20 protein-coding genes and 2 tRNA genes are annotated in these 19,727 nt (G+C 63.7%); 7 read left to right on the plus strand and 15 right to left on the minus strand.

Features of this window, described 5'->3' with window-relative positions:
• The first annotated feature begins 35 nt into the window (after positions 1-35).
• Positions 36-1,145, plus strand: a complete 1,110-nt coding sequence (aguA, locus tag RTH46_RS17235) for an agmatine deiminase (protein WP_316906199.1) — start codon at positions 36-38, stop codon at positions 1,143-1,145.
• Entirely contained in the window at positions 1,145-2,236 is a 1,092-nt protein-coding gene (locus RTH46_RS17240; protein ID WP_153788851.1) for an extracellular solute-binding protein, read from the plus strand. Before aguA ends, RTH46_RS17240 begins: the two co-directional genes overlap by 1 nt.
• A gap of 3 nt (positions 2,237-2,239) precedes the next feature.
• Here RTH46_RS17240 and RTH46_RS17245 read toward each other — a convergent pair whose 3' ends face one another.
• Positions 2,240-2,419 carry a hypothetical protein gene (locus RTH46_RS17245; protein ID WP_153788850.1) on the minus strand — a complete coding sequence of 60 codons (180 nt, stop codon included), beginning with the start codon at positions 2,417-2,419 and terminating at the stop codon, positions 2,240-2,242.
• A gap of 154 nt (positions 2,420-2,573) precedes the next feature.
• On the opposite strand from RTH46_RS17245, the gene RTH46_RS17250 reads away from it, so the two are divergent.
• Complete coding sequence (locus RTH46_RS17250; RefSeq protein WP_316906200.1) at positions 2,574-3,317, plus strand: peptidase C39 family protein; 744 nt, start codon at positions 2,574-2,576, stop codon at positions 3,315-3,317.
• Between the two features lie 91 nt (positions 3,318-3,408).
• Here the strand turns inward: RTH46_RS17250 and RTH46_RS17255 are convergent, their stop codons facing one another.
• A complete protein-coding gene (locus RTH46_RS17255; protein ID WP_110994738.1) occupies positions 3,409-4,692 on the minus strand; it encodes an NAD(P)/FAD-dependent oxidoreductase in 1,284 nt (427 codons plus the stop codon).
• Positions 4,693-4,894: 202 nt separating this feature from the next.
• Between RTH46_RS17255 and RTH46_RS17260 the strand changes: the two genes are divergently transcribed.
• Positions 4,895-4,971 (plus strand) — tRNA-Val (locus tag RTH46_RS17260).
• Between the two features lie 124 nt (positions 4,972-5,095).
• Here the strand turns inward: RTH46_RS17260 and RTH46_RS17265 are convergent.
• The 6 genes from RTH46_RS17265 to RTH46_RS17290 form a co-directional block, all read right to left on the minus strand.
• Positions 5,096-6,001, minus strand: coding sequence for a MurR/RpiR family transcriptional regulator (locus RTH46_RS17265; RefSeq protein WP_153789089.1), 906 nt, complete (start codon positions 5,999-6,001; stop codon positions 5,096-5,098).
• 83 nt (positions 6,002-6,084) lie between these two features.
• Entirely contained in the window at positions 6,085-6,849 is a 765-nt protein-coding gene (locus RTH46_RS17270; protein WP_316906201.1) for an ABC transporter ATP-binding protein, read from the minus strand.
• Between the two features lie 18 nt (positions 6,850-6,867).
• Positions 6,868-7,980 (minus strand): M14 family metallopeptidase, encoded by a 1,113-nt coding sequence (locus RTH46_RS17275; protein ID WP_316906202.1) that lies wholly within the window; start codon positions 7,978-7,980, stop codon positions 6,868-6,870.
• A gap of 9 nt (positions 7,981-7,989) precedes the next feature.
• Positions 7,990-8,688 carry an ABC transporter permease gene (locus RTH46_RS17280; protein WP_110994742.1) on the minus strand — a complete coding sequence of 233 codons (699 nt, stop codon included), beginning with the start codon at positions 8,686-8,688 and terminating at the stop codon, positions 7,990-7,992.
• Positions 8,689-8,701: 13 nt separating this feature from the next.
• On the minus strand, positions 8,702-9,391 hold the full coding sequence (locus RTH46_RS17285; RefSeq protein WP_316906203.1) for an ABC transporter permease subunit: 690 nt from the start codon (positions 9,389-9,391) through the stop codon (positions 8,702-8,704).
• Positions 9,392-9,415: 24 nt separating this feature from the next.
• Complete coding sequence (locus RTH46_RS17290; RefSeq protein ID WP_153789085.1) at positions 9,416-10,192, minus strand: ABC transporter substrate-binding protein; 777 nt, start codon at positions 10,190-10,192, stop codon at positions 9,416-9,418.
• A 350-nt stretch (positions 10,193-10,542) separates the two neighbouring features.
• On the opposite strand from RTH46_RS17290, the gene RTH46_RS17295 reads away from it, so the two are divergent.
• Positions 10,543-10,995 carry a hypothetical protein gene (locus RTH46_RS17295; protein ID WP_153789084.1) on the plus strand — a complete coding sequence of 151 codons (453 nt, stop codon included), beginning with the start codon at positions 10,543-10,545 and terminating at the stop codon, positions 10,993-10,995.
• 79 nt (positions 10,996-11,074) lie between these two features.
• A complete protein-coding gene (locus tag RTH46_RS17300; protein WP_153789083.1) occupies positions 11,075-11,494 on the plus strand; it encodes an organic hydroperoxide resistance protein in 420 nt (139 codons plus the stop codon).
• 13 nt (positions 11,495-11,507) lie between these two features.
• Here the strand turns inward: RTH46_RS17300 and RTH46_RS17305 are convergent, their stop codons facing one another.
• The 3 genes from RTH46_RS17305 to RTH46_RS17315 are packed head-to-tail and all read right to left on the minus strand — an operon-like array spanning position 11,508 to position 14,733.
• Positions 11,508-13,016, minus strand: a complete 1,509-nt coding sequence (locus RTH46_RS17305; protein ID WP_316906225.1) for a DHA2 family efflux MFS transporter permease subunit — start codon at positions 13,014-13,016, stop codon at positions 11,508-11,510.
• Positions 13,017-13,069: 53 nt separating this feature from the next.
• Entirely contained in the window at positions 13,070-14,200 is a 1,131-nt protein-coding gene (locus tag RTH46_RS17310; protein ID WP_153789081.1) for an HlyD family secretion protein, read from the minus strand.
• 5 nt (positions 14,201-14,205) lie between these two features.
• Positions 14,206-14,733: a winged helix-turn-helix transcriptional regulator gene (locus tag RTH46_RS17315; RefSeq protein ID WP_153789080.1), complete on the minus strand. Its 528-nt coding sequence runs from the start codon at positions 14,731-14,733 to the stop codon at positions 14,206-14,208.
• 216 nt (positions 14,734-14,949) lie between these two features.
• On the opposite strand from RTH46_RS17315, the gene RTH46_RS17320 reads away from it, so the two are divergent.
• Positions 14,950-15,026 (plus strand) — tRNA-Val (locus RTH46_RS17320).
• A gap of 73 nt (positions 15,027-15,099) precedes the next feature.
• On the opposite strand, the gene RTH46_RS17325 is transcribed toward RTH46_RS17320, so the two are convergent.
• The 4 genes from RTH46_RS17325 to RTH46_RS17340 form a co-directional block, all read right to left on the minus strand.
• Positions 15,100-15,864: a TenA family transcriptional regulator gene (locus RTH46_RS17325; protein ID WP_153788532.1), complete on the minus strand. Its 765-nt coding sequence runs from the start codon at positions 15,862-15,864 to the stop codon at positions 15,100-15,102.
• A 54-nt stretch (positions 15,865-15,918) separates the two neighbouring features.
• The gene (locus RTH46_RS17330; RefSeq protein WP_316906204.1) at positions 15,919-17,103 is read right to left on the minus strand and encodes an MFS transporter; all 1,185 of its coding nucleotides are present in this window, start codon (positions 17,101-17,103) and stop codon (positions 15,919-15,921) included.
• Entirely contained in the window at positions 17,104-18,249 is a 1,146-nt protein-coding gene (locus RTH46_RS17335) for a HesA/MoeB/ThiF family protein (protein WP_256671402.1), read from the minus strand. It lies immediately after the preceding gene.
• Between the two features lie 464 nt (positions 18,250-18,713).
• Positions 18,714-19,619, minus strand: a complete 906-nt coding sequence (locus tag RTH46_RS17340; protein ID WP_316906205.1) for an AraC family transcriptional regulator — start codon at positions 19,617-19,619, stop codon at positions 18,714-18,716.
• Between the last annotated feature and the right edge of the window lie 108 nt (positions 19,620-19,727).

The raw sequence follows: 19,727 nt of genomic DNA on the forward strand, positions 1-19,727 counted from the left end.
GTGCAGTCATCACTCACCGACCCCGAGGTTGACCCATGGCACGTTCGCTCACCACTACCCCCAAGGCCGATGGTTTCCGCTTGCCCGGCGAATTCGAAACCAAGGCCGGCTGCTGGCTCGGTTGGCCGGAGCGCCCGGATGTGTGGCGTAATGGCGGCAAGCCGGCGCAGAAGGTCTGGGTCGAGATCGTCACGGCCATCGCCAGCAGCGAGCCGGTGACCGTCTGTGCCTCCGCCGCCCAGTACGCCAACGCCCGTAACCTGCTGCCGGCCCATGTGCGGGTGGTGGAGATGACCTGCAACGACACCTGGTTCCGCGACAGCGGGCCGTGTTTCGTGGTCAACGATCAAAGCGGCGAGGTGCGCGGCGTGGACTTCGAGTTCAATGCCTACGGCGGCCTGGACGGCGGCCTCTATTACCCTTGGGACAAGGACGACCAGATCGCCCGCAAGATCCTCGAGATCGAAAACCTCGACCGCTACCGCGCGCCCTTGATCGCCGAGCTGGGCGGTATCCAGAGCGACGGTGAAGGCAGCCTGCTGACCACCGAGCAGTGCCTGCTCAACCGCAACCGCAACGCCCACCTGGGCAAGGACGAGGTGACCCGCCGGCTGCAGGACTACCTAGGCGCCGAGCAGGTGATCTGGCTGCCGCGCGGGTGCAAGTTCGACGAAACCGACGGCCATGTCGACGACCTGGCCTGCTTCGTGCGCCCCGGCGAGGTGGTGCTGCAATGGACCGATAACCGCGACGACCCGCAGTGGGAGATCTACCAGGAGGCCTATGACATCCTGCGCAGCACCCGCGACAGCCGTGGCCGCGCGCTCAAGGTGCACAAGCTGCCGCAGCCCGAAGTGCTGCGCTGGACGGCTGAAGAAGCGGCGGGCCTGGACCATGTCGATGGCACCCATGTGCGCCAGGCGGGTACGCAGATCTGCGCGTCCTACATCAACTACTACGCCGGCAACTCGGCGATCGTCGTGCCGCTGTTCGGCGACCGTAACGACAGCATCGCCCAGGCCACCCTGGCCGAGCTGTTCCCCGGCCACCGGATTATCGGCATCGAAAACAGCCGCGAGATCCTGCTCGGTGGCGGCAACGTCGCATGCATCACCATGCCGCAATACGCTGGAGGCCGCCGCTGATGAAACGCCTGGCCCTCGCATTCGCCTTGGGCTGCATGGTGTCGGCGGCCACGGCCGCCGATGCCGACAAGCCCACGGTCAACCTGTACATCTGGGGCGAGTACCTGGCCCCGGACACCTTGGCCAACTTCGAGAAGGAAACCGGCATCCGCGTGGTGGCCGACCATTTCGATTCGCTGGAAACCGCCGAGACCAAGCTGCTCACCGGCGGCAGCGGCTACGACCTGGTGCTCAGCGCCGGCCAGCACCTGAGCCGCGCCATCGCCAGCGGTGCGCTGCAGCCGCTGGACAAGTCACGCTTGCCGCACCTGCAAGGGGTAGGGGAGGCGTTTCTCGAGCACATGGCGGTGTTCGACCCTGGCAACCGCTATGCCGGCACCTACGCCTGGGGCACCACCGGCGTGGGCTTCCAGCAGCAGGCGGTGGCCGCGCGGCTGGCCGACGCACCCAAGGACAGCTGGGCGATGCTGTTCGACCCGCAGGTGGTGGCGAAATTCGCCGATTGCGGGGTCAGCCTGCTCAACGACCCCAACGAAGTGTTCGCGGCGGTGATGCGCTACATGGGCCTGGACATCAACCAGCAGCGGCTGGAGGACCTCAGGGCCGCCGAGGCGCAGCTGCGCAAGGTGCGCCCGTACATCCGCTATTTCGACAACGACCGCAACATCAATGACCTGGCCAATGGCGAGACCTGCGTGGCGATGTCGTGGAACGGCAACGTGGCCATCGCCCAGGCCCAGGCGCAGCAGGCCGGCAAGCCGTTCGGCCTGGACTACAGCATCCCCCGCGAGGGCACGTTGATCTGGCTCGATGCCTTGGTGGTGCCCAAGGACGCACCGCATCCGCAAGCGGCCTGGGCCTTGATGGACTACCTGATGCGCCCGGAGGTGATTGCGCCGATCACCGACAGCATCCACTACGCAAACGCCATCACGGCGGCCGACAACCTGGTGGATGCGCAGATCCGCAATGCCCCGGGTACCTACCCGCCGGCAGCGGTGCGGGCGCGGTTGTACAGCAAGAACGACAACAACAAGGCGTTCAACCGGGAGCTGACCCGGGCGTTCAGCCGTTTGAAGAGCGGCACCTGAACCTCAGTGCGCACCGGCATGGCGCCGTGCACGGCGCGCTTGCTGCGCTTTGGCCAGGGGCTGCGTGGGCAGTTGGTGGGGATGGGAATGCCGCCGCACGATGCGCAGCACGCCCCAGAGCATGGCGGCCGCAACGCTGAGCCACATGCCGAACAACATGAGGATTGCCATGGACAGGGTCATGAATGCCTCCTTCTGCGTGACGGGCAACGCGTCATCCCGGACACAGTTGATAGTCTAGCCCGGCGCCTGTGACGTTCCATTGACCGAAGGTCGAGTGCTTGGGCCGTTTGGTTCCAAGCACGGCCCGGGCTATACCCGGGCGCGGCGGCGGCCTATGATCGGTGGCCATGGCCGGGCGGCATCCGCCTGGCGTCGGAACAAGCGAGTGCCCATGTTGCAAGACCTTCCCAAGTCCCGGGGTTCGAGCCCCCGTCGCCTGCTTGCCGCTTGCCTGGTGGCCGCTGCCTTGACCGGCTGCGCCAGCCCCCCCCCGGCGGCGCTCAAGAGCCTGCCGCAGCGGGTCGAGATCAGCAGCGTGCCGTTCTACCGCGGCAATGCCAACCACAGTGGCGCGATGGCGCTGGCGGCGCTGCTGTCGGCCAAGGGCGCGCCGATCACCCCGGGCTTGCTGGACAAGCCGCTGGGCCTGCCTGGGGCCGCCGAGTCGCTGGACAGCACGATCCCCAAGGTAGCGCGTGAATACGGCATGGTCGTGTACCCGTTGGACAAGCGGCTTGATGCGTTGCTGGCGCAAGTGGCCGCCGGTTACCCGGTGCTGCTGCGTTTTCAGGAAGGTTCGGCCTGGTGGAGCGAGCCACGCTACGCCGTGCTGATCGGGTATGACCGCTACAAGCAGCGGGTACTGCTGCGCGCAGGCATGCACCGGCGGCAGTTGATGAGCTTCGACAGTTTCGAGTCGGCGTGGGCCAAGGAGGGCAGTTGGGCGGTGCTGGTGCAGTCGCCTCGGCAGTTGCCGGCCCAGGTGGATCGCCAGCGCTGGTTGCAGGCGGCGGATGAGCTGGCGCGTTCGGGGCAGGAGATTGCGGCGAAGCAGGCGGTCAATAGCCTGGGGCATTGAGTAAAAAATCGCGGGGCAAGCCCGCTCCCACGCCAGGTATTGATAGGCGTGGGAGCGGGCTTGCCCCGCGACTGTTGTTGCGCTTGGTTTGTCAGAAGCCCAGACGGTCACGCAGGCTGTAGTACCAGGCGCCCAAGGCGCTGAACGGCACGCGCAGCATCTGGCCACCCGGGAACGGGTAGTGCGGCAGGCCGGCGAACGCGTCGAAGCGCTCGGCCTGGCCGCGCAGGGCCTCGGCCAGTACCTTGCCCGCCAGGTGGGTGTAGGTCACACCGTGGCCCGAGCAGCCTTGCGAGTAATAGATGTTGTCGCCGATGCGACCCACCTGCGGCAGGCGCGACAGGGTCAGCAGGAAGTTGCCGGTCCAGGCGAAGTCGATCTTCACGTCCTTGAGCTGCGGGAAGGCCTTGAGCATTTTCGGGCGGATGATCGCCTCGATGTTGGCCGGGTCGCGCGCGCCGTATACAACGCCACCGCCGAAGATCAGGCGCTTGTCGCCGGTCAGGCGGTAGTAGTCGAGCAGGTAGTTGCAGTCCTCGACGCAGTAGTCCTGCGGCAGCAGGGTGCGGGCCAGTTCCTCGCCCAGCGGCTCGGTGGTGATCACCTGGGTGCCGCATGGCATGGACTTGGCGGCCAGTTCCGGCACCAGGTTGCCCAGGTAGGCGTTGCCGGCGACGATGATGAACTTGGCGCGGACCTTGCCCTGCGGGGTGTGCACCACTGGGTTGGCGCCACGCTCGATGCGGATGGCCGGGGTCTGCTCATAGATGATGCCGCCCAGCGACTCGACCGCCGCGGCTTCGCCCAGGGCCAGGTTCAGCGGGTGGATATGGCCGCCGCTCATGTCGAGCATGCCGCCGACATAGCTGTCGCAGGCAACCACTTCACGGATGCGCTTCTGGTCCATCAGCTCCAGCTGGGTGTGGCCGAAGCGTTCCCACAGGCGTTTTTGCGATTCCAGGTGGCCCATCTGCTTGCTGGTCAGCGCGGCGAACACGCCGCCGTCCTTCAGGTCGCACTGGATGTTGTACTTGGCCACGCGCTCACGGATGATGCGCCCGCCCTCGAAGGCCATCTTGCCCAGCAGTTGTGCTTCTTTAGGGCCGACGGTGCGTTCGATCACGTCGATGTCGCGGCTGTAGCTGTTGACGATCTGGCCGCCGTTGCGGCCCGAAGCGCCGAAGCCGACCTTGGCGGCCTCGACGATGCTCACCTTGAAGCCGTTCTCCAGCAGGAACAGGGCGCTGGACAGGCCGGTGTAGCCGGCACCGATGATGCACACATCGGTTTCCACCTCACCCTGCAGCGCCGGACGTGGCGGCACCGGGTTGGCCGAGGCGGCGTAGTAGGACTGGGGGTAGGGGGTAGTGGCCATGCTCGAGTAACCTCGTGTTTTATATTTTTAACGAATGTACCGATGCTATCAATAATAATAAACACCCGCTAGTCGTCCGGTGAAAATCCTTTACGCCGACCCTCTCGCTACCCATTTTCAAATATTTTTAAGATTCAGTAGCTTAGCGTGAAAAAAAGCGTTGACAGCGATTTTGTAACGCGTAGAATGCGCCCCACACGACAGGCACATAGCTCAGTTGGTTAGAGCACCACCTTGACATGGTGGGGGTCGTTGGTTCGAGTCCAATTGTGCCTACCAAACAAAGTCCCGGCTTACCGGGCATCGAAAAGGGCGATCCGCAAGGGTCGCCCTTTTTGTTTGCGCTAGATTCTAGTCTCGACACTTCGGTGCGGGAGCGATGGCTCCCGCGCCAACTCCGCCGCTAGCCCCTGCTGCTTTTACCGCCAGGCACATGCAGATAGGCCATCACGCTTTCGGTCAGCTCGGTCGCGAGCTTCACCGCCTCCTTGTTGCGTGCCATGACGCCGGCCACCAACCCTTCGATCAACGCCAGCACGGCGATGTTGGAGCTGGTCAGCACCGGATGGTCGGCGGGCGCGAACAGCACATGGTGGGCAATGGCGGTCAGCGGCGAGGCCGGTGAGTCGGTGATCGCCAGTACCGTGGCGTTGCGCTCGCGGGCATAGCGTGACAGTTGCAGCGTGTCCTGGGAGTAGCGCGGCAGGGCGATCGCCAGCAGCACGTCCTGTTCGTCGATCACCGCCAGCCTGTAGGCGGCGTTCTCGTTGCCACCTTCCATGCTGATGGCCAGGGCGTCGTTGCAGAACGGTACCAGCGTCGAGGCTGCCAGGCTGGCCAGGTAGGCGCTGTTGCCAAACCCCAGCACATAGACCTTGCGGGCCGCGAGCAGGCGTTTGACGAAGGTTTCGAAAGTGTCGGCCTGGTTGTTGCTGGCGGTCGTCGCCAGGTTGCTGCTGGCGCTCTGGATCTGCTCGTGCAGGCCAAAGTCGCCGTCGGGGCGTTGGGCCAGCTCGTTGCGCAGCTTGTCCACCGGCGAGACCATCTGCTGCAGGGTCGTCACCAGCTCTGCTTTCATGCCGCTGTAGCCGCCCAGGTCCAGGGCCTTGGCCAGGCGATTGACCGCCGCCGGCGAGGTCGCGGTGGCCTGGGCCATCTCTTCGATGGTCAGGGTCGCGGCCTTCAAGGGATGACGCAGGATATAGTCGGCGACCTTGCGCAGCGAAGGCGGCAGCTCGGCCAGGCTTTCCGACAGTTTGCGCATGACCGGCGAGGCATACACGGTGGTGTTCTTCGAATGGCTCGGCATCCAGCGCGAAGCTCCCTGAAAAGTTGGGCCGTAGTGTATCCCAAGGCGCCCCGCGGCGGACGGCCGCAGAGCGCCGAAGGGGCTTACTTGAGGCTGCCGGCAAGGAATTGCCGCAAGCGCTCGGATTGCGGCCGTGCCAGCACTTCGCGCGGCGCGCCGCGCTCTTCGGCAACGCCCTGGTGGAGGAACAGCAACTGGTTCGACACCTCCCGGGCAAAGCCCATCTCGTGGGTGACCACGACCATGGTGCGGCCTTCCTGGGCCAGGTCCTGCATCACCTTGAGCACTTCGCCGACCAGTTCCGGATCGAGCGCTGACGTGGGCTCGTCGAACAGCATCACCTCCGGCTCCATGGCCAGTGCCCGGGCGATGGCCACCCGTTGTTGTTCGCCACCGGACATGTGCGCCGGGTAAGCGTTGCGTCGGTGACTGACGCCCACCTTGTTCAGGTAATGCTCGGCCTTTTCCCGTGCCTCCTTGCGGTTGATGCCCAGCACCTGTACCGGCGCCTCCATCACGTTGTCCAGCGCGCTCATGTGCGACCACAGGTTGAAATGCTGGAAGACCATGCAGAGCCGCGAACGCAGGCGCTGCAATTGCCGCGGATCGGCCGCCCTCAACCCGCCACGCGGGCATTCGCGCAGCTTGAGTTGCTCGCCGTTGACCACGATCTGCCCGGCATTGGGTTGTTCGAGCAGGTTGATGCAGCGCAGGAAGGTGCTCTTGCCCGAGCCGCTGGAGCCAATGATGCTGATCACGTCGCCGGCGTTGGCCGCAAGCGACACGCCCTTGAGCACCTGGTGGCTGCCATAGCTTTTATGCAGGTCCTGGATGTGCAGTTTGTTCATCGTCGGTACTCGTAGGTATCAGTCGCTGAGCAAGCGACCCTGGCGGATGGGGGTATTGCCGGCGACCTTGGCCAGCCACAGGCCCGGTTGGGCAAAGCGCAGGCGTTCGCGGGCGTAGAGAATGCCGTCGGTGGTGGCCCGCACCACGCTGTGGCGATCACTGAGCGGGTCGATGACCTCGAACAGCGGGTCGCCGACCCGCACTCGGGCCCCGAGGGGTTGCAGATAGCTGACCACACCGGGGTGCTCGGCGTAGGCGTACTGGGCGCCAGCGAAGGGCGTGGCCTGGCAGCCAAGCGCCGGTGCGCTCGGCCAGTGGCCGCTGATCAGGCCTTGCTCGGCCAGGTAGCCGAGGATCTGCTCGGCGCTGGCCTGGCACTGCTCGCGACCGGTGTCGGCCATGCCGCGCAACTCGATGGTGGTGGCCACGCAGGCCAGGGGGATCTCGGCCTGGGGGAAGTGCGCGCGCAGTTGCAACCACGGCGCCGCGCAGGCTTCATCGAACGCATCGCCACCGGCGCCCTCGGCCAGCAGCACCGCTTCGGCGCCCAGGCGCGCGGCCAACGAGCGCAGCTGCGGCCAGTGCTGTGGCATGGCGTAAAGCAGCATCACTGATTCGAAATCGCAGTGCAGGTCCAGCACCAGGTCGGCGTCGCAGGCGTGGCGCAGCAGCAGGCGGCGCAAACCGTCCAGCTCAGACTGCGCCGGCGGCAGGGCGTCGATGAGCTCGACCATGGCCTGGCGAACCGTGGCCACGTTGCTGGCCTCGTCGTCGCCCAGGCGGCCTTCCAGGCGCGTGGCCAGTGCCTGGGTCAGTGCCGGGAAGTCGCGGTTGAAATTCTTGCCGCTGTTGAATTCGAAACGGCCCTGATGAGTGGCCTGGAACATCTGGCCGATGCCGATCGGGTTGGCCAGGGGCACCAGTTCGACGGTCCCGATCAGCCGGCCTTGGGCCTCGAGCTCGAGCAGGCGTCGCTTGAGCTCGACGGCAACGCGCATGCCCGGCAGTTCGTCGGCGTGCAGCGCAGCCTGGATGTAGGCCTTGCGCGGCCCGCTGCCAAAACGCAACACGCGCAGGGTCCGCTGGGTGCCGCAGGCGCTCCAGGGCAAGGTGTGGTCAATGTGCTGCATGCAGGCTCCTTAGTGCTTGCGTGGGGCCAGGTAGGCCAGCCAGTGGCGCTCGGCCAGTTTGAACAGGCGCACCAGCAGGAAGGTCAGGGCCAGGTAGATCAGCCCGGCGGTGATGAACGCCTCGAAGGGCAGGTAGTAGCGTGCGTTGAAGGTTTTTGCAGCGCCGGTGATGTCCACCAGGGTGACGATCGAGGCCAGGCTGGTGGTCTGCAGCATCATCAGCACCTCGTTGCTGTACTGCGGCAGGGCCCGGCGCAAGGCCGAGGGCAGCAGGATGCGCCGGTACAGGGTCAGGGGTGACATGCCCATGGCGCGGGCCGCTTCCAGCTCGCCGCGCGGGGTTGCCCGCAGGCTGCCGGCCAACAGCTCGGCGCTGTAGGCACTGGTGTTGAGGGCGAAGGCCAGGCAGGTGCAGAAGGTCGCACTGGACAGGTACGGCCACAGCGGGCTTTGGCGCACGGCTTCGAACTGGGCCAGGCCGTAGTAGATCAGGAACAGCTGCACCAGCATCGGCGTGCCGCGGATCACGTAGGTGTAAAGCCAGGCGGGGTAGCGCAGCAGGCACCGGCGCGAAACCCGCATGAGCCCCAGGGGGATTGCCAGCGCCAGGCCACAGGCCAATGAAATCAGCAGCACCTTGAGGGTCAGGGCGATGCCGTTCAGGTACAGCGGCAGGTTCTGCCAGATCAGCTGGTAGTCGAGCATCATCGCAGCGGCTCCCTTACAGCTCGGCGGCTTTGTAGCCGACCGAGTAACGTTGTCCCACACCGCGCAGCAGCACCAGCGACACACTGGTCAGCAGCAGGTACAGCGCCGCGACGGCGAGGAAAAAGGTGAATGGCTGGTGGGTGGCGTCGGCCGCGTTCTTGGCCTTGAACATCATGTCCTGCAGGCCGATCACCGAGATCAGCGCGGTGGACTTGGTCAGCACCAGCCAGTTGTTGGTGAACCCCGGCAGCGCCAGGCGCACCATCTGCGGCAGGCTTATCCGCCAGAACACCTGCAGGCCACTCATGCCATAGGCCGCGCCGGCCTCGGCCTGGCCCTTGGGTATGCCCAGGAAGGCACCACGGAAGGTTTCCGACAGGTACGCACCGAAAATGAAGCCCATGGTGCTGACCCCGGCGATGAAGGGGTTGATGTCGATGTACTGCGAGTAACCCAAGGCCAGCGCCAGGCGGTTGACCAGGTCCTGGCCGCCGTAGAACACCAGCAGGATCAGCACCAGGTCAGGGATGCCGCGTACCACCGTGGTGTAGACCTCGCCCAGCGCCGCCAGCCACTTGAAGGGTGACAGCCGGCAGGCGGCGCCGAACAGGCCCAGGCCGATGGCCAGTGCCATGGCCAGCAGGGCCAGTTCGATGCTCAGCCAGGCACCCTCGAGAATGCTCGATCCATAGCCGTGAAGCATGATGAAAACCCTCGCGAGCCAGCGTTACTGGCCGTAGATATCGAACGGGAAGTACTTGCTCTGCACCTGCTGGTAGGTGCCGTTGGCGCGGATCGCGGCGATGGCGGCGTTGAGGCGCGCCAGGTTGGCGGTGTCACCTTTGCGCACGGCGATACCGGCGCCACGGCCGAAGTACTGGGGGTCGCTGATGTCCGGCCCGACCAGGGCAAAGCCTTGGCCGGCGGGGGTCTTGATGAAACTCTCCTCGGTGTTGACGATGTCGGCGAGGGTGGCATCCAGGCGCCCGGACACCAGGTCGAGAAAGGCTTCGTTCTGCGAGGCGTAGCGCACCACTTCGACGCCCGCAGGCTCCAGTTGCTCGGTGGCGAAACGGTCATAGGTGGAGGCACGCTGCACACCCACCTTGCGGCCCTTGAGGTCCACGGCAGGTACGTCGAGACGGCTGCCGGCCTTCATCGCGAACTTGCCTGGCGTGTGGTAGTAGCGGTCGGTGAAATCGACCGACTTGAGGCGGTCTTCGGTGATCGACATGGACGACAGCACGGCGTCGATCTTGCGCACCTTCAGCGACGGAATCATCCCGTCGAACTCCTGGATCACCCACTGGCACTTGACCTGCATCTGCTCGCACAGGGCATTGCCGATGTCGTAGTCGAAGCCGGCAAGTTCGCCTTCGGGCGTGCGGTAGGAGAAGGGCGGGTAGGCCGCCTCGATGCCGATCCGCAGGCTTGCTTGATCGGCGTGGGCGAGGGCGCTGCAGGCACAGAAGGCCAGTGCGCCGAGAAGTCCGGTCTTGTTCATTTTATCGACTCCGGTGGGTAGGCAATGCCGCCCCGCGCTGCACGGGCGAGGGGTCGGCGGAATTGAAAGTGACACAAATAATTTCACAAATCAACACGGTGAAAATAAACATATCAAAAAGGCGATGCTCGGTTCACCCTGACGGTCGAGCTGGCAGCGGTGCCCATCCCGTCCCGAGGATGTATCTCTTTGTATCTGCCCCCGGCCTTTGCAACCTTGCTTACAAATACCGCTACCGATGGATACGCCCCGGATACACGCCTGGGGCCAAATGCGTCAGCCCGAACGCAAAGCCTGCCGGCGATGCTCCGGGACCTCATGGCACAACCCAACCGCTATCGGAGCAACACATGTCCAACACCAAGACTCGTATCGGCCTGCTCACCATCGCCCTGGTGGGCGGTATCAATCTCACCGCTTCCGCCTTTGCCGTGGAGGCGCTGCCCCAGGGCTACCAGCTCGCCGCCGCCGGCAAGGCCGCGGAAGGCAAGTGTGGCGAGGGTAAATGCGGCGCCGGCGCAGCCCAGGCCAAGGGCGCCCAGACGGAAGGCAAGTGCGGTGAAGGCAAGTGCGGCGATGCCTCCTTCGCCCGTACCGACACCGACCACGATGGCCGTGTCTCGCGCGCCGAACTGCTGGCGGTGGCGCCCAAGGCCAATGCCGAGTTCGACGCCATCGACGCCAATCACGACGGCTATCTGTCGGAAAGCGAGGTGTACCAGTTCCGCAAGGGCCAGTTCGATGCCAATGGCAAGCCTTTCCCGGCCGACCTGTACAGCAAGCTGAGCCAGGCCAGGAACTGAAACTAGGCACTGCCCAAGGCACAACGCCGGGCAACAGGCCCGGCCACGCCTTCCCCGACCTTTGTGAAGGAGCAGCAGCATGACCCAGCAGACCACCATCCTCTACACCGCCCGCACCCACACCAGCGGTGGCCGCGACGGGCGCGGCCAGGCCATCGGCGGCGAGCTCGACCTGGCATTGAGCCCGCCCGGTTCCGGCCGCCCTGGCACCAACCCCGAACAGCTGTTGGCCATTGGCTGGTCGGCCTGCTTCATCGGCGCCCTGCGCCGGGCCGGGCAGAAGCTTGATGTACGCGTACCGGAAGGTGTGGCGGTGGATGCCGAAGTCTCCCTAGGCAACAGCGCCGACGGCGGTTTCATCCTGGCCGCCCAGTTGACCGTGCACTTGCCTGGCCTTGTGCAAGCGGACAAAAAGAACCTGGTGGCCGAGGCCCATCAGATCTGCCCGTACTCCAAGGCGACGCGTGGCAACATCGAGGTGAACTTCGTCATCCCTTGAATGACGCGGGGTATCAATGGGCGTCGGCCGATGGTTGTGGCGGCGGCTGGACCTTGCGCATCAGGGGCACCAGCAGGGTGGCGATGGCAAAGCACAGCATGATCACCAGGAACGCATCGGCAAAGGTCATGGTCTGCGCTTCACGCCAGGTCAGGCCCCACAGCTGGTGCAACGCCGCCTGGCCGGCGTCGAGGCTGTTCTGGCCCAGTGCCTGGGCGTTGTCGCGCCATTGCTCGAGCCAGCGATTCATGCCCTCGTTGCTGGCGTTCAGGTGTTCGGCCAGGCGCAGGAAGTGCAGGTTGGTGCGATCGTTGAGCACGGTCGCACAGGCCGCAATGCCGATCGCGCCACCGAGGTTTCGCATCAGGTTGAACAGGCCCGAAGCCAGTTTCAGGCGCGCCGGTGACAGTGCGCCCAGGGTCAGGGTCACGGTCGGCGGCACCGCCATCTGCTGGGCGAACCCGCGTATGGCCTGGGGCAGCAGCAGTTCCTTGGCGCCCCAGTCGTGGGTGATCGATGAGAAGTCCCACATCGAAATACCGAACAGCGCCAGCCCCAGCATCAGGATCCAGCGCAGGTCCACGCGGTTGGCCAGAAAGGCGTAGACCGGGATGGCCAGCAACTGGAACACCCCGGTGGAGAACACCGCCAGGCCGATGTCCAGTGCGCCGTAGCCGCGAACCCGACCGAGGAACAGCGGTGTGAGGTAGATCGTGGCGAAAATCCCGATCCCGGTAATGAAGGAAAACAGGCAGCCCAAGGCAAAGTTGCGCTCGCGCAGGGCGCGCAGGTCAACAATGGGGTCGTCGATCCTGAGGCTGCGCCAGACGAACAACACACCGCAAATGGCAGCCACCCAGGCCGTGGTGGCGATGGTGCGGTCGCTGAACCAGTTCCAGCGCGGGCCTTCTTCCAGGGTGTATTCCAGGCAACCCAGAAACAGCGCCATCAAGGCCATGCCCAGATAGTCGGCGCCCTTGAGCAGGGCCAGGTTGGGGCGGTCGACCTTGACCAGGAGCGGCACGGCGACGGTGACGAACAGGCCGGGCACCAGGTTGATGTAGAACAACCAGTGCCAGGACGACACATCGGTGATCAAGCCACCCACCGCCGGGCCCAGGGTGGGGGCAAGCGAAGCGATGGCGCCGATCACCGAGGCGGCGATCACCCGTTGCTTGCCGCTGAAGTAGATGAACGCTGTGGTGAACACCAGCGGGATCATCGACCCGCCGAGAAACCCTTGCAGTGCGCGAAAGGCGATCATGCTCTGGATGTTCCAGGCCAATGCGCACAGCAGGCTGGTCAGGGTGAAGCCGGCGGCCGAGGCGGCGAACAGCCAGCGCGTGCTCATCACCCGCGACAGCCAGCCCGACAACGGGATGACGATGATTTCCGCGATCAGGTAGGCCGTCTGCACCCAGGCGGTGTCGTCGGCGCCGGCAGAGAGCCCGCCGCCGATGTCCTTGAGTGACGCCGAGACGATCTGGATATCGATCAGGGCAATGAACATCCCGACGCACATGCAGGCAAAGGCCGTGACCTTTTGTGCGGGGCTGAGGGCGGGCAGTTCGCTGGTCACGGCCGGCCTGCCGACGCAACCTCAGGCTGCGGCAGGGGCTGGGGCCTGGTATCGACTTCGGCGACCACCGACAGGCCCGGGCGCAACGCGCCGAATTCGGCATCGCTGCCCGACAGGCGCACACGTACCGGCACCCGCTGCACGATCTTGGTGAAGTTGCCCGTGGCGTTCTCGGCGGGCAGCACGCTGAACTGTGCGCCCGTGGCCGGCGCGATGCTCTCGACGTGGCCCTGGAAGGTACGGCCCGGCAGGATGTCGGCGGTCACCCTGACGGCCTGGCCCACCTGCATGCGGGCGAGCTGATCTTCCTTGAAGTTGGCGTCCACCCACAGGCCGTGAGCGGGTACCACCGTAATCAACTGGCTGCCGGCAGCGGCATAAGCCCCCACCTTGGCCCGGCGGTTGCCCACATAACCGTCCACCGGCGCGCGCAGTTCGGTGTAGCCGATGTTCAGTTGCGCCTGCTGGCGGTCCGCTTCGGTCTGGGCCAGGGCCGCCAGGGCCTGCTCACGCTGGGTGCCGATCACCGCCAGTTGTTGACGCGCCGCCTGTAGGCCGGCATCGGCGTGGGCGCGGTCGGCCAGCGCGGTTTTCCAGGTGGCCTCGACTTGCTGGGCGCTTTGCACCGACACCGCTTGGCTGTTTACGAGGGTCTGGTAACGGGCGCGGTCGTGCTGGGCCCGTTGCGCTTCGGCGCTGCGTGCGTCGATCTGGGCCTTTGCCTGGCTGATGATGGCCTGCTGCAGCAGCTCGACGGCATCCAGGTTGGCCAGCCGTGCCCGTTGCGCGGCCACGGCGCCGTCGGCCTTGGCCAGTGCTGCCTGGTAATCGCGCACATCGATGCGCGCCAGCAGGTCACCGGCTTTGACGAACTGGTTGTCCAGCACCGCGACTTCGCTGATATACCCCGGCACCTTGGCGCTGATCACTGTGACATCTGCGCCCACGTAGGCATCGTCGGTATCTTCGACGAAGCGCGCGCTAGCCCACCAATGGCTGGCATAGCCCACGGCGCCGACCACCGCGAGTGCCAGCGCGGCCAGGCGCAAGGCCGCTTTTTTCCTGCCCGGTTTGTTTGTCGTGGGCGGGGCGGACTGCTCGGGGGTGGGGGCAACGTGAGCGTTCATGGCGTTCAGTCCTCTGCAGAGGCTTGGCTGGGGAGGGCATCGCCCTGGCGGTAGGCCCGCCCGGTTTCGGCGCGCCAGTGGGTCAGCGGGTCGGCATCGGGCGAAATGCGCAGCCGGTGGTCGTCCACGGTGATGGGGCGGCCGGTGTTGGTATCCACCAGCGCCAGGGCAACCGGCTCGCCGGTGTGTTCGTCGGCGAGGTAGACCTTCTTCGAGCCTTCGGCATGCTTTGCCCCCCAGGCCATCAGGGTCAGGATCACTGGGCGCAGGTCGCGACCGGCCTCGGTGAGGAGGTACTCGAAACGGGGTGGGTTGTGCTGGTAGGGCTGGCGCACGAGCAGGTTTGATGCGATCAGGTCGTTGAGCCGGCGGGTGAGGGTGTTGCTGGCGATGCCCAGGCTGTGCTGGAACTCATCGAAGCGGCGCAGGCCGTAGAACGCATCGCGCAGGATCAGCAGGCTCCAGCCGTCGCCGATGTGTTCGAGGGCGCGAGCCACCGGGCAGGGCATGGGTTGGAAGCTGGCTTTCTTCATGGTCTTGACCTTGGATGTCATGCCTTGGATGGAGTGACTATCCTCCAGTAACTTTCATTATGCAAGTTACTGCGTCGGCCTTTGTACCTTTCGCCTGGCCGGACGCTACCGGCAGATGTTTTCGGCCGATCTGGCTTGTTCCGCAAAGTTTTTGATTTTTTTGAAAAAAACGCTTTACAGGTAGGTCTTCGATCACTAATATGCGCCCCACACGACAGGCACATAGCTCAGTTGGTTAGAGCACCACCTTGACATGGTGGGGGTCGTTGGTTCGAGTCCAATTGTGCCTACCAAACAAAGTCCCGGTATCCGGGCATCAAGAAGGGCGACCCGCAAGGGTCGCCCTTCTTGCGTTTGCGCGCCGTATTACCTGCCCTGCATTGGCATGGGTGCCCCAGAGCATTGATCGTCGATCAGTTTTTGCAAGATGGCGTCGAACATGTCGCATCGCTTGGCGATCGCCAGGTGCCCGGCCGCGATTGCCTGCGTTTTCCTTGCGGGTGATTGATCCGTCATGCGCTTGAGGATGCCCAGCATTTTCAGGGCATGGTCTTCGTCTTCGTCGATGTGCAAACGGAAGAACTCCTGGCCCGCTTCGCTGACGCCCAGGTGCTCCAGCGCCATCAGCATGGGCGGATAGATCAGCGGCACGATAGCCTCTGCCCCCAGGCACAGGGCAGCAAGACCTTCAGCAGGATCATCTTGGCGGCACAAGCCCAGGATGGTGCGTGCCAGGTCGGCGGTCTGAGGTAAAGGTTCCTCTGTCAGCGGCGTGGCACCCACGCTTCGAAGCGTCTTTTGAAACAGTTCCGCGTGGGTGGCGTCGTGGTCACCCTCGACGCCCATTTCTTCCAGAAGGTTTGCCATCAGCAGCTTGATGTCGTCGAGTGAGTCGAGGCGGCTGATGATCGCGCAAAGGAAGCGGGTGAAGTGGCGAGCGTAAAAGTGATGCTGCGTCAGCACTTGGCGCATGCCCTCCAGGGAAACGCATCCTGAGCGCATGGCTTTGAGCAATGGGTGATCGATCAGGGTGTGCAGCGTTTCGTCGCTCAACCATTCACCCCACGCTGGCAGGATCGTGACGGTTGCATTCTGGGGGCTGTTGCGGATCAAGGGATTGGTTCTGGTCATACTGAGGCCTTTGAAGTTCCTTGGCAGTGGTGCGGTGATGTGTACGGGTGATGATCAGGGTTCCAGGGACGGTTGCGTCGCGACGGAGCCCGAGTAGGCGAGCAACGAGGCCAGGGTGATGCAGATGCCACCTGAGGCCAGAACCAGCGCACTGCTGGAGAAGTGCAGAAGCAACCACCCACTCAGCAGGCTTGCAGGCGGGATGGCGAGATAGGCGATCAGTCGCGTCACGCCAACCGTGCGCCCCAGGATCGCCTGCGGTACGGTCTGCTGCCGGTAGGTGAAGAAGGCAATGACCACTACCGACTGGCAGCAAGTGGAGAGCGCCCAGAATGCCGACAGTGACCAAGGCGTTTGCGTGAAGGCTCCGGCGAGCGTGAACAGTCCGGCGAGCAGGCAACTGTGCCTGATCAGAGCGCCAGCCTGACAGCGTTTTGCAAGCATCGCCCCCAGTAGGGAACCTGCAACTGCGCCGCAACCGATGAGTCCGTAGTAATAGCCCAACTGCGTCGAGGGGACTGCCAGGATGCTGGTGTAGAGATAGACCAGGCTGGCGCCGATCAGCGCGAAACCGAAGTTGCAGAAAAAGAACAGCGTTACCAGTGCACGCAGCTGCTTGTTCTCGATGACATAGGAAAAACCGGTACTGATTTCGCGAAGGATAGGGCGGCTGGTCGGTTGTGGTTTGTGTCGCTCCTCGAGCTGATAGCAAAGCGGCAAGGAGATCGCGAAACCCAGGACGGCAAGGATGAGAAGCTGGTCCTTGCTGGTCAAGGTCAGGGCTGCCGCAACACCGAGGGGGGCTGCAATGCGGATCATGTTGTCGCTGGCGTTAACGACCGCATTGAAGGTATGCAGCCTCCCTTTCTCGATGATCGAGGGCGCGATGCTCTGGAACGCTGGGTGATGGGTAGCGCGTACGCTGGTCAAAAGGAAGGTGAGCAGCAGCAGCACGCTGCACAGTAGCAACCCTGATAACAGCTGTAGCGCGGCATACAGCACAAGCCCTGTCACCAGGCTTAGCAGGTCGCCACCGACCAGAAGCAGGCGCTTGCTAAAGCGATCACTCCATGCGCCGGCAAAGGGTGTGACCAGGATATAGGGTGCTATTGCGACAAGGTAGGCCGAGGACGTCCAGACCGGAGAGCCAGTTTGCTCATAAATGTACAGCGGTATGAGAAAGGCAATCACCCAGGAGCAGGTGGCGGTGGTGAAATAGGACGCCAACAGTTTGAGCATTCATTGAGTCCCCGTGCGTGCCGATGGCATCGGCGTATGCACCAGGTGACCGCACACCGCACAGTCCGGTCTTCTTTCCCACGTTTCGGCAATGCCGACACCAAGGTCATCGAAGGTGAACTCCTTGAGCTTGTTGGTCAGCTGAGGGGGCTGACAACCCGTGATGATCTTGACGCATTCACTGACCATCATGCCCGCTGTCACTGCGACCAGAGGCACCAGTGCCGGCCCGGGGTGTTGGTAGGTGATGTCGTACTGTTTGGCCATGGTCGAAATGCAATTGACCGTGGCGCTCTTGCTTCGTGCTGACGTCAGCCAGCACGCGCCGCAACCCGAAACACCAGGAACAACGGAGTAGAAGACTGAGCGGCGGACATCCAGGCCACCCGATATAAAGGGTACTTGCTGTTGGACGCAGCCTTCATTTAGCCAGTCGGCCATGTAGTTTGCGGGCTTGTCGGCAACACAGATCACCAGGTCATGGCCCGCGACGATATCGGCCAACTGCTGAGATGAGGCGATGCGGGTCGCATGTGTGCGGATATGAAGGTGGCTGTTGAATTCGAGCAGTCGCTGCTTGGCTGTATCGACCTTGGCACTTCCAATGTCAGATTCTTTATAAAGTATTTGGCGATTCAAGTTGCTGAGTTCAATGCTGTCAAAGTCCAGGATGGTCAGGTCATGAATGCCCAGGGCAACCAGGTCGAACAGCACGTGAGTGCCCAGGCCGCCGCAGCCAAGCACGCATATCCTCGCGCAGCGCAGGGCCTCCTGATAAGTGAACTTGTTTTCGTCAGCAGCCATCATGGAACCGAAGAAATCAATGTTCCGCGAAAACCGTGAACGGTCATGAGTTGACAGGGAAGTGGACTGCAATGCCGTAGGTACTTCAAGCAGTCGGTGCTGGATAAGGTCCTTTGCTACCTGCTGGATGGCTGCTTCAGTGGTGCAAGGGTGGCGGCGGGCGACCGCCCTGGCCAGCTCATCGACAGGCGTGTTGCCGTCCAGTGTGTTGATGAAGTCCCACACCGCACCGTGCGGGTCTGGAATCTTGGCATATTGGCCGTTGAAACGAAGGACTACTTGGCCGTCAAGTTGGTAAGGAATGATAGTTGGCTTAAGGCATAACGTCATGTGCATGGTCATGTGCATGCGCCTCAGAAGAATGAATGCAGGTGGTGCAGAACCGGGGGTTTAGATAACCCCGGTTCTGCAGAAGGCTCAGCCGATTTGCGAATCGCCGGCCGAGGAGGCTTTTTCAAAAGTCATCGTGATGTCCTCAATGACGTTTTTGGGCCAGCAGTTGTCGTTAAGTTTTCTGCTGGGTGAGAGTGCGCGCAGATGAAACTTAGAACAGGTTTGAGTGGCGTGCGAAGTGTTGGTGTTTCTGGATGTGTATTGCTGATTGATGTTTAAACTCGCTAGCGAGATATTTATTTTTTATTTGTGAGGTGTTTATGGGTTTTATGTAGGTAATTTCCTGGGGTGGCGCAAATAAATAAACATGTAGCAGTAATGTAGGGAGTATCAAACTCCCGATTGATCAATCCATCGACTGTCTTGGTGGGCAATGCACACTTTGGCGATTGCTTGCCAACAAAGGCGAGGCCTCACACCGGCAAGCTCTGGTACGGCTGTTCTTCCCCTGGGCTGCGGGCGAATTCGCGCTTGTACTCGCGGCTGAACTGCGAAGTGCTCTGATAACCCACCCGGTGCGCCGCCTGGGCCACGCCCAGGCCTTCGCCGATCAGCATCTGCTGGGCCTTGAGCAGGCGCAGGCGCTTGAGGTACTGCATCGGCGCCAGGTCGGTGCTGCGCTTGAAGTGCTCGTGGAAGGTCGACACGCTCATGTTGGCTCGGCTGGCCAGCTCTTCCACGCTCAGGGCTTGGGCGTAATGCTCGCGCAAGAAGGCCAGGGCGGCGCCGATGCGAGCGAAGTGTCCCTGCTGTTCGACCAGCGCCCGCAAAACCCCGGCCTGTGGTCCGCGCAAGGCGCAGTAGAGCACCTCGCGCACCCGTGCCGGGCCCAGCACCTTGGCGTCCAGCGGGTCTTGCAGGCACTGCAGCAGGCGTTCGACGCTGCCGCGCATGGCTGCGTCCAACGCCGCCGAGCTCATCGACTGCGGGGTTTGCACCTGCACCGCGGCATCCGGTGCCAGGTTCATGCTTTGCACCAGCTCCCCCAGCTGCGCCCGGTCGATATCCACCGATACACCTAGCAGCGGCGCGTCCGGGGTGGCGAAGGTCTCGCACATGAACGGCACCGACAGCGCCTGGATCAGGTAATGCCCGGCGCCGTACTCCAGGGTGCGCGGCCCCAGGCGCGCCAGTTTGCTGCCCTGGGCCAGGATGATCAGGCTCGGCTCGTAGATCTGCGGGCTGCTGGCCACGTAGTGGTCCCAGGTCAGCACCTGCACCTGGGGCAGGGCGGTTGGCACGAAGCCTGGGCGCGTGGCGAGGCCGCGGATCAATGAGCAGAGCGTGGCGTTGGCATCCACGTGGCGGGTGAGGTGCATGGTCAACCTGGGCAGAGAATCGGACAGTGGAATCTTCGCAGAATCGCAGTTCAGCGCCAGAGGTGGCCTGGCGATTCCGGAGAATCAGGCATGCATGCCGGAGAATCG

Origin of the sequence: Pseudomonas sp. zfem004 (assembly GCF_032621715.1) — a bacterium.
GTDB classification, from domain to species: Bacteria; Pseudomonadota; Gammaproteobacteria; order Pseudomonadales; family Pseudomonadaceae; genus Aquipseudomonas; species Aquipseudomonas sichuanensis.

Coding starts and splice junctions, on each gene's coding strand:
- aguA (WP_316906199.1), top strand. CDS start 36: ATGGCACGTTCGCTCACCACTACCCCCAAGGCCGATGGTTTCCGCTTG.
- RTH46_RS17240 (WP_153788851.1), top strand. CDS start 1,145: ATGAAACGCCTGGCCCTCGCATTCGCCTTGGGCTGCATGGTGTCGGCG.
- RTH46_RS17245 (WP_153788850.1), bottom strand. CDS start 2,419: ATGACCCTGTCCATGGCAATCCTCATGTTGTTCGGCATGTGGCTCAGC.
- RTH46_RS17250 (WP_316906200.1), top strand. CDS start 2,574: ATGATCGGTGGCCATGGCCGGGCGGCATCCGCCTGGCGTCGGAACAAG.
- RTH46_RS17255 (WP_110994738.1), bottom strand. CDS start 4,692: ATGGCCACTACCCCCTACCCCCAGTCCTACTACGCCGCCTCGGCCAAC.
- RTH46_RS17265 (WP_153789089.1), bottom strand. CDS start 6,001: ATGCCGAGCCATTCGAAGAACACCACCGTGTATGCCTCGCCGGTCATG.
- RTH46_RS17270 (WP_316906201.1), bottom strand. CDS start 6,849: ATGAACAAACTGCACATCCAGGACCTGCATAAAAGCTATGGCAGCCAC.
- RTH46_RS17275 (WP_316906202.1), bottom strand. CDS start 7,980: ATGCAGCACATTGACCACACCTTGCCCTGGAGCGCCTGCGGCACCCAG.
- RTH46_RS17280 (WP_110994742.1), bottom strand. CDS start 8,688: ATGATGCTCGACTACCAGCTGATCTGGCAGAACCTGCCGCTGTACCTG.
- RTH46_RS17285 (WP_316906203.1), bottom strand. CDS start 9,391: ATGCTTCACGGCTATGGATCGAGCATTCTCGAGGGTGCCTGGCTGAGC.
- RTH46_RS17290 (WP_153789085.1), bottom strand. CDS start 10,192: ATGAACAAGACCGGACTTCTCGGCGCACTGGCCTTCTGTGCCTGCAGC.
- RTH46_RS17295 (WP_153789084.1), top strand. CDS start 10,543: ATGTCCAACACCAAGACTCGTATCGGCCTGCTCACCATCGCCCTGGTG.
- RTH46_RS17300 (WP_153789083.1), top strand. CDS start 11,075: ATGACCCAGCAGACCACCATCCTCTACACCGCCCGCACCCACACCAGC.
- RTH46_RS17305 (WP_316906225.1), bottom strand. CDS start 13,016: ATGTGCGTCGGGATGTTCATTGCCCTGATCGATATCCAGATCGTCTCG.
- RTH46_RS17310 (WP_153789081.1), bottom strand. CDS start 14,200: ATGAACGCTCACGTTGCCCCCACCCCCGAGCAGTCCGCCCCGCCCACG.
- RTH46_RS17315 (WP_153789080.1), bottom strand. CDS start 14,733: ATGAAGAAAGCCAGCTTCCAACCCATGCCCTGCCCGGTGGCTCGCGCC.
- RTH46_RS17325 (WP_153788532.1), bottom strand. CDS start 15,864: ATGACCAGAACCAATCCCTTGATCCGCAACAGCCCCCAGAATGCAACC.
- RTH46_RS17330 (WP_316906204.1), bottom strand. CDS start 17,103: ATGCTCAAACTGTTGGCGTCCTATTTCACCACCGCCACCTGCTCCTGG.
- RTH46_RS17335 (WP_256671402.1), bottom strand. CDS start 18,249: ATGACCATGCACATGACGTTATGCCTTAAGCCAACTATCATTCCTTAC.
- RTH46_RS17340 (WP_316906205.1), bottom strand. CDS start 19,619: ATGCACCTCACCCGCCACGTGGATGCCAACGCCACGCTCTGCTCATTG.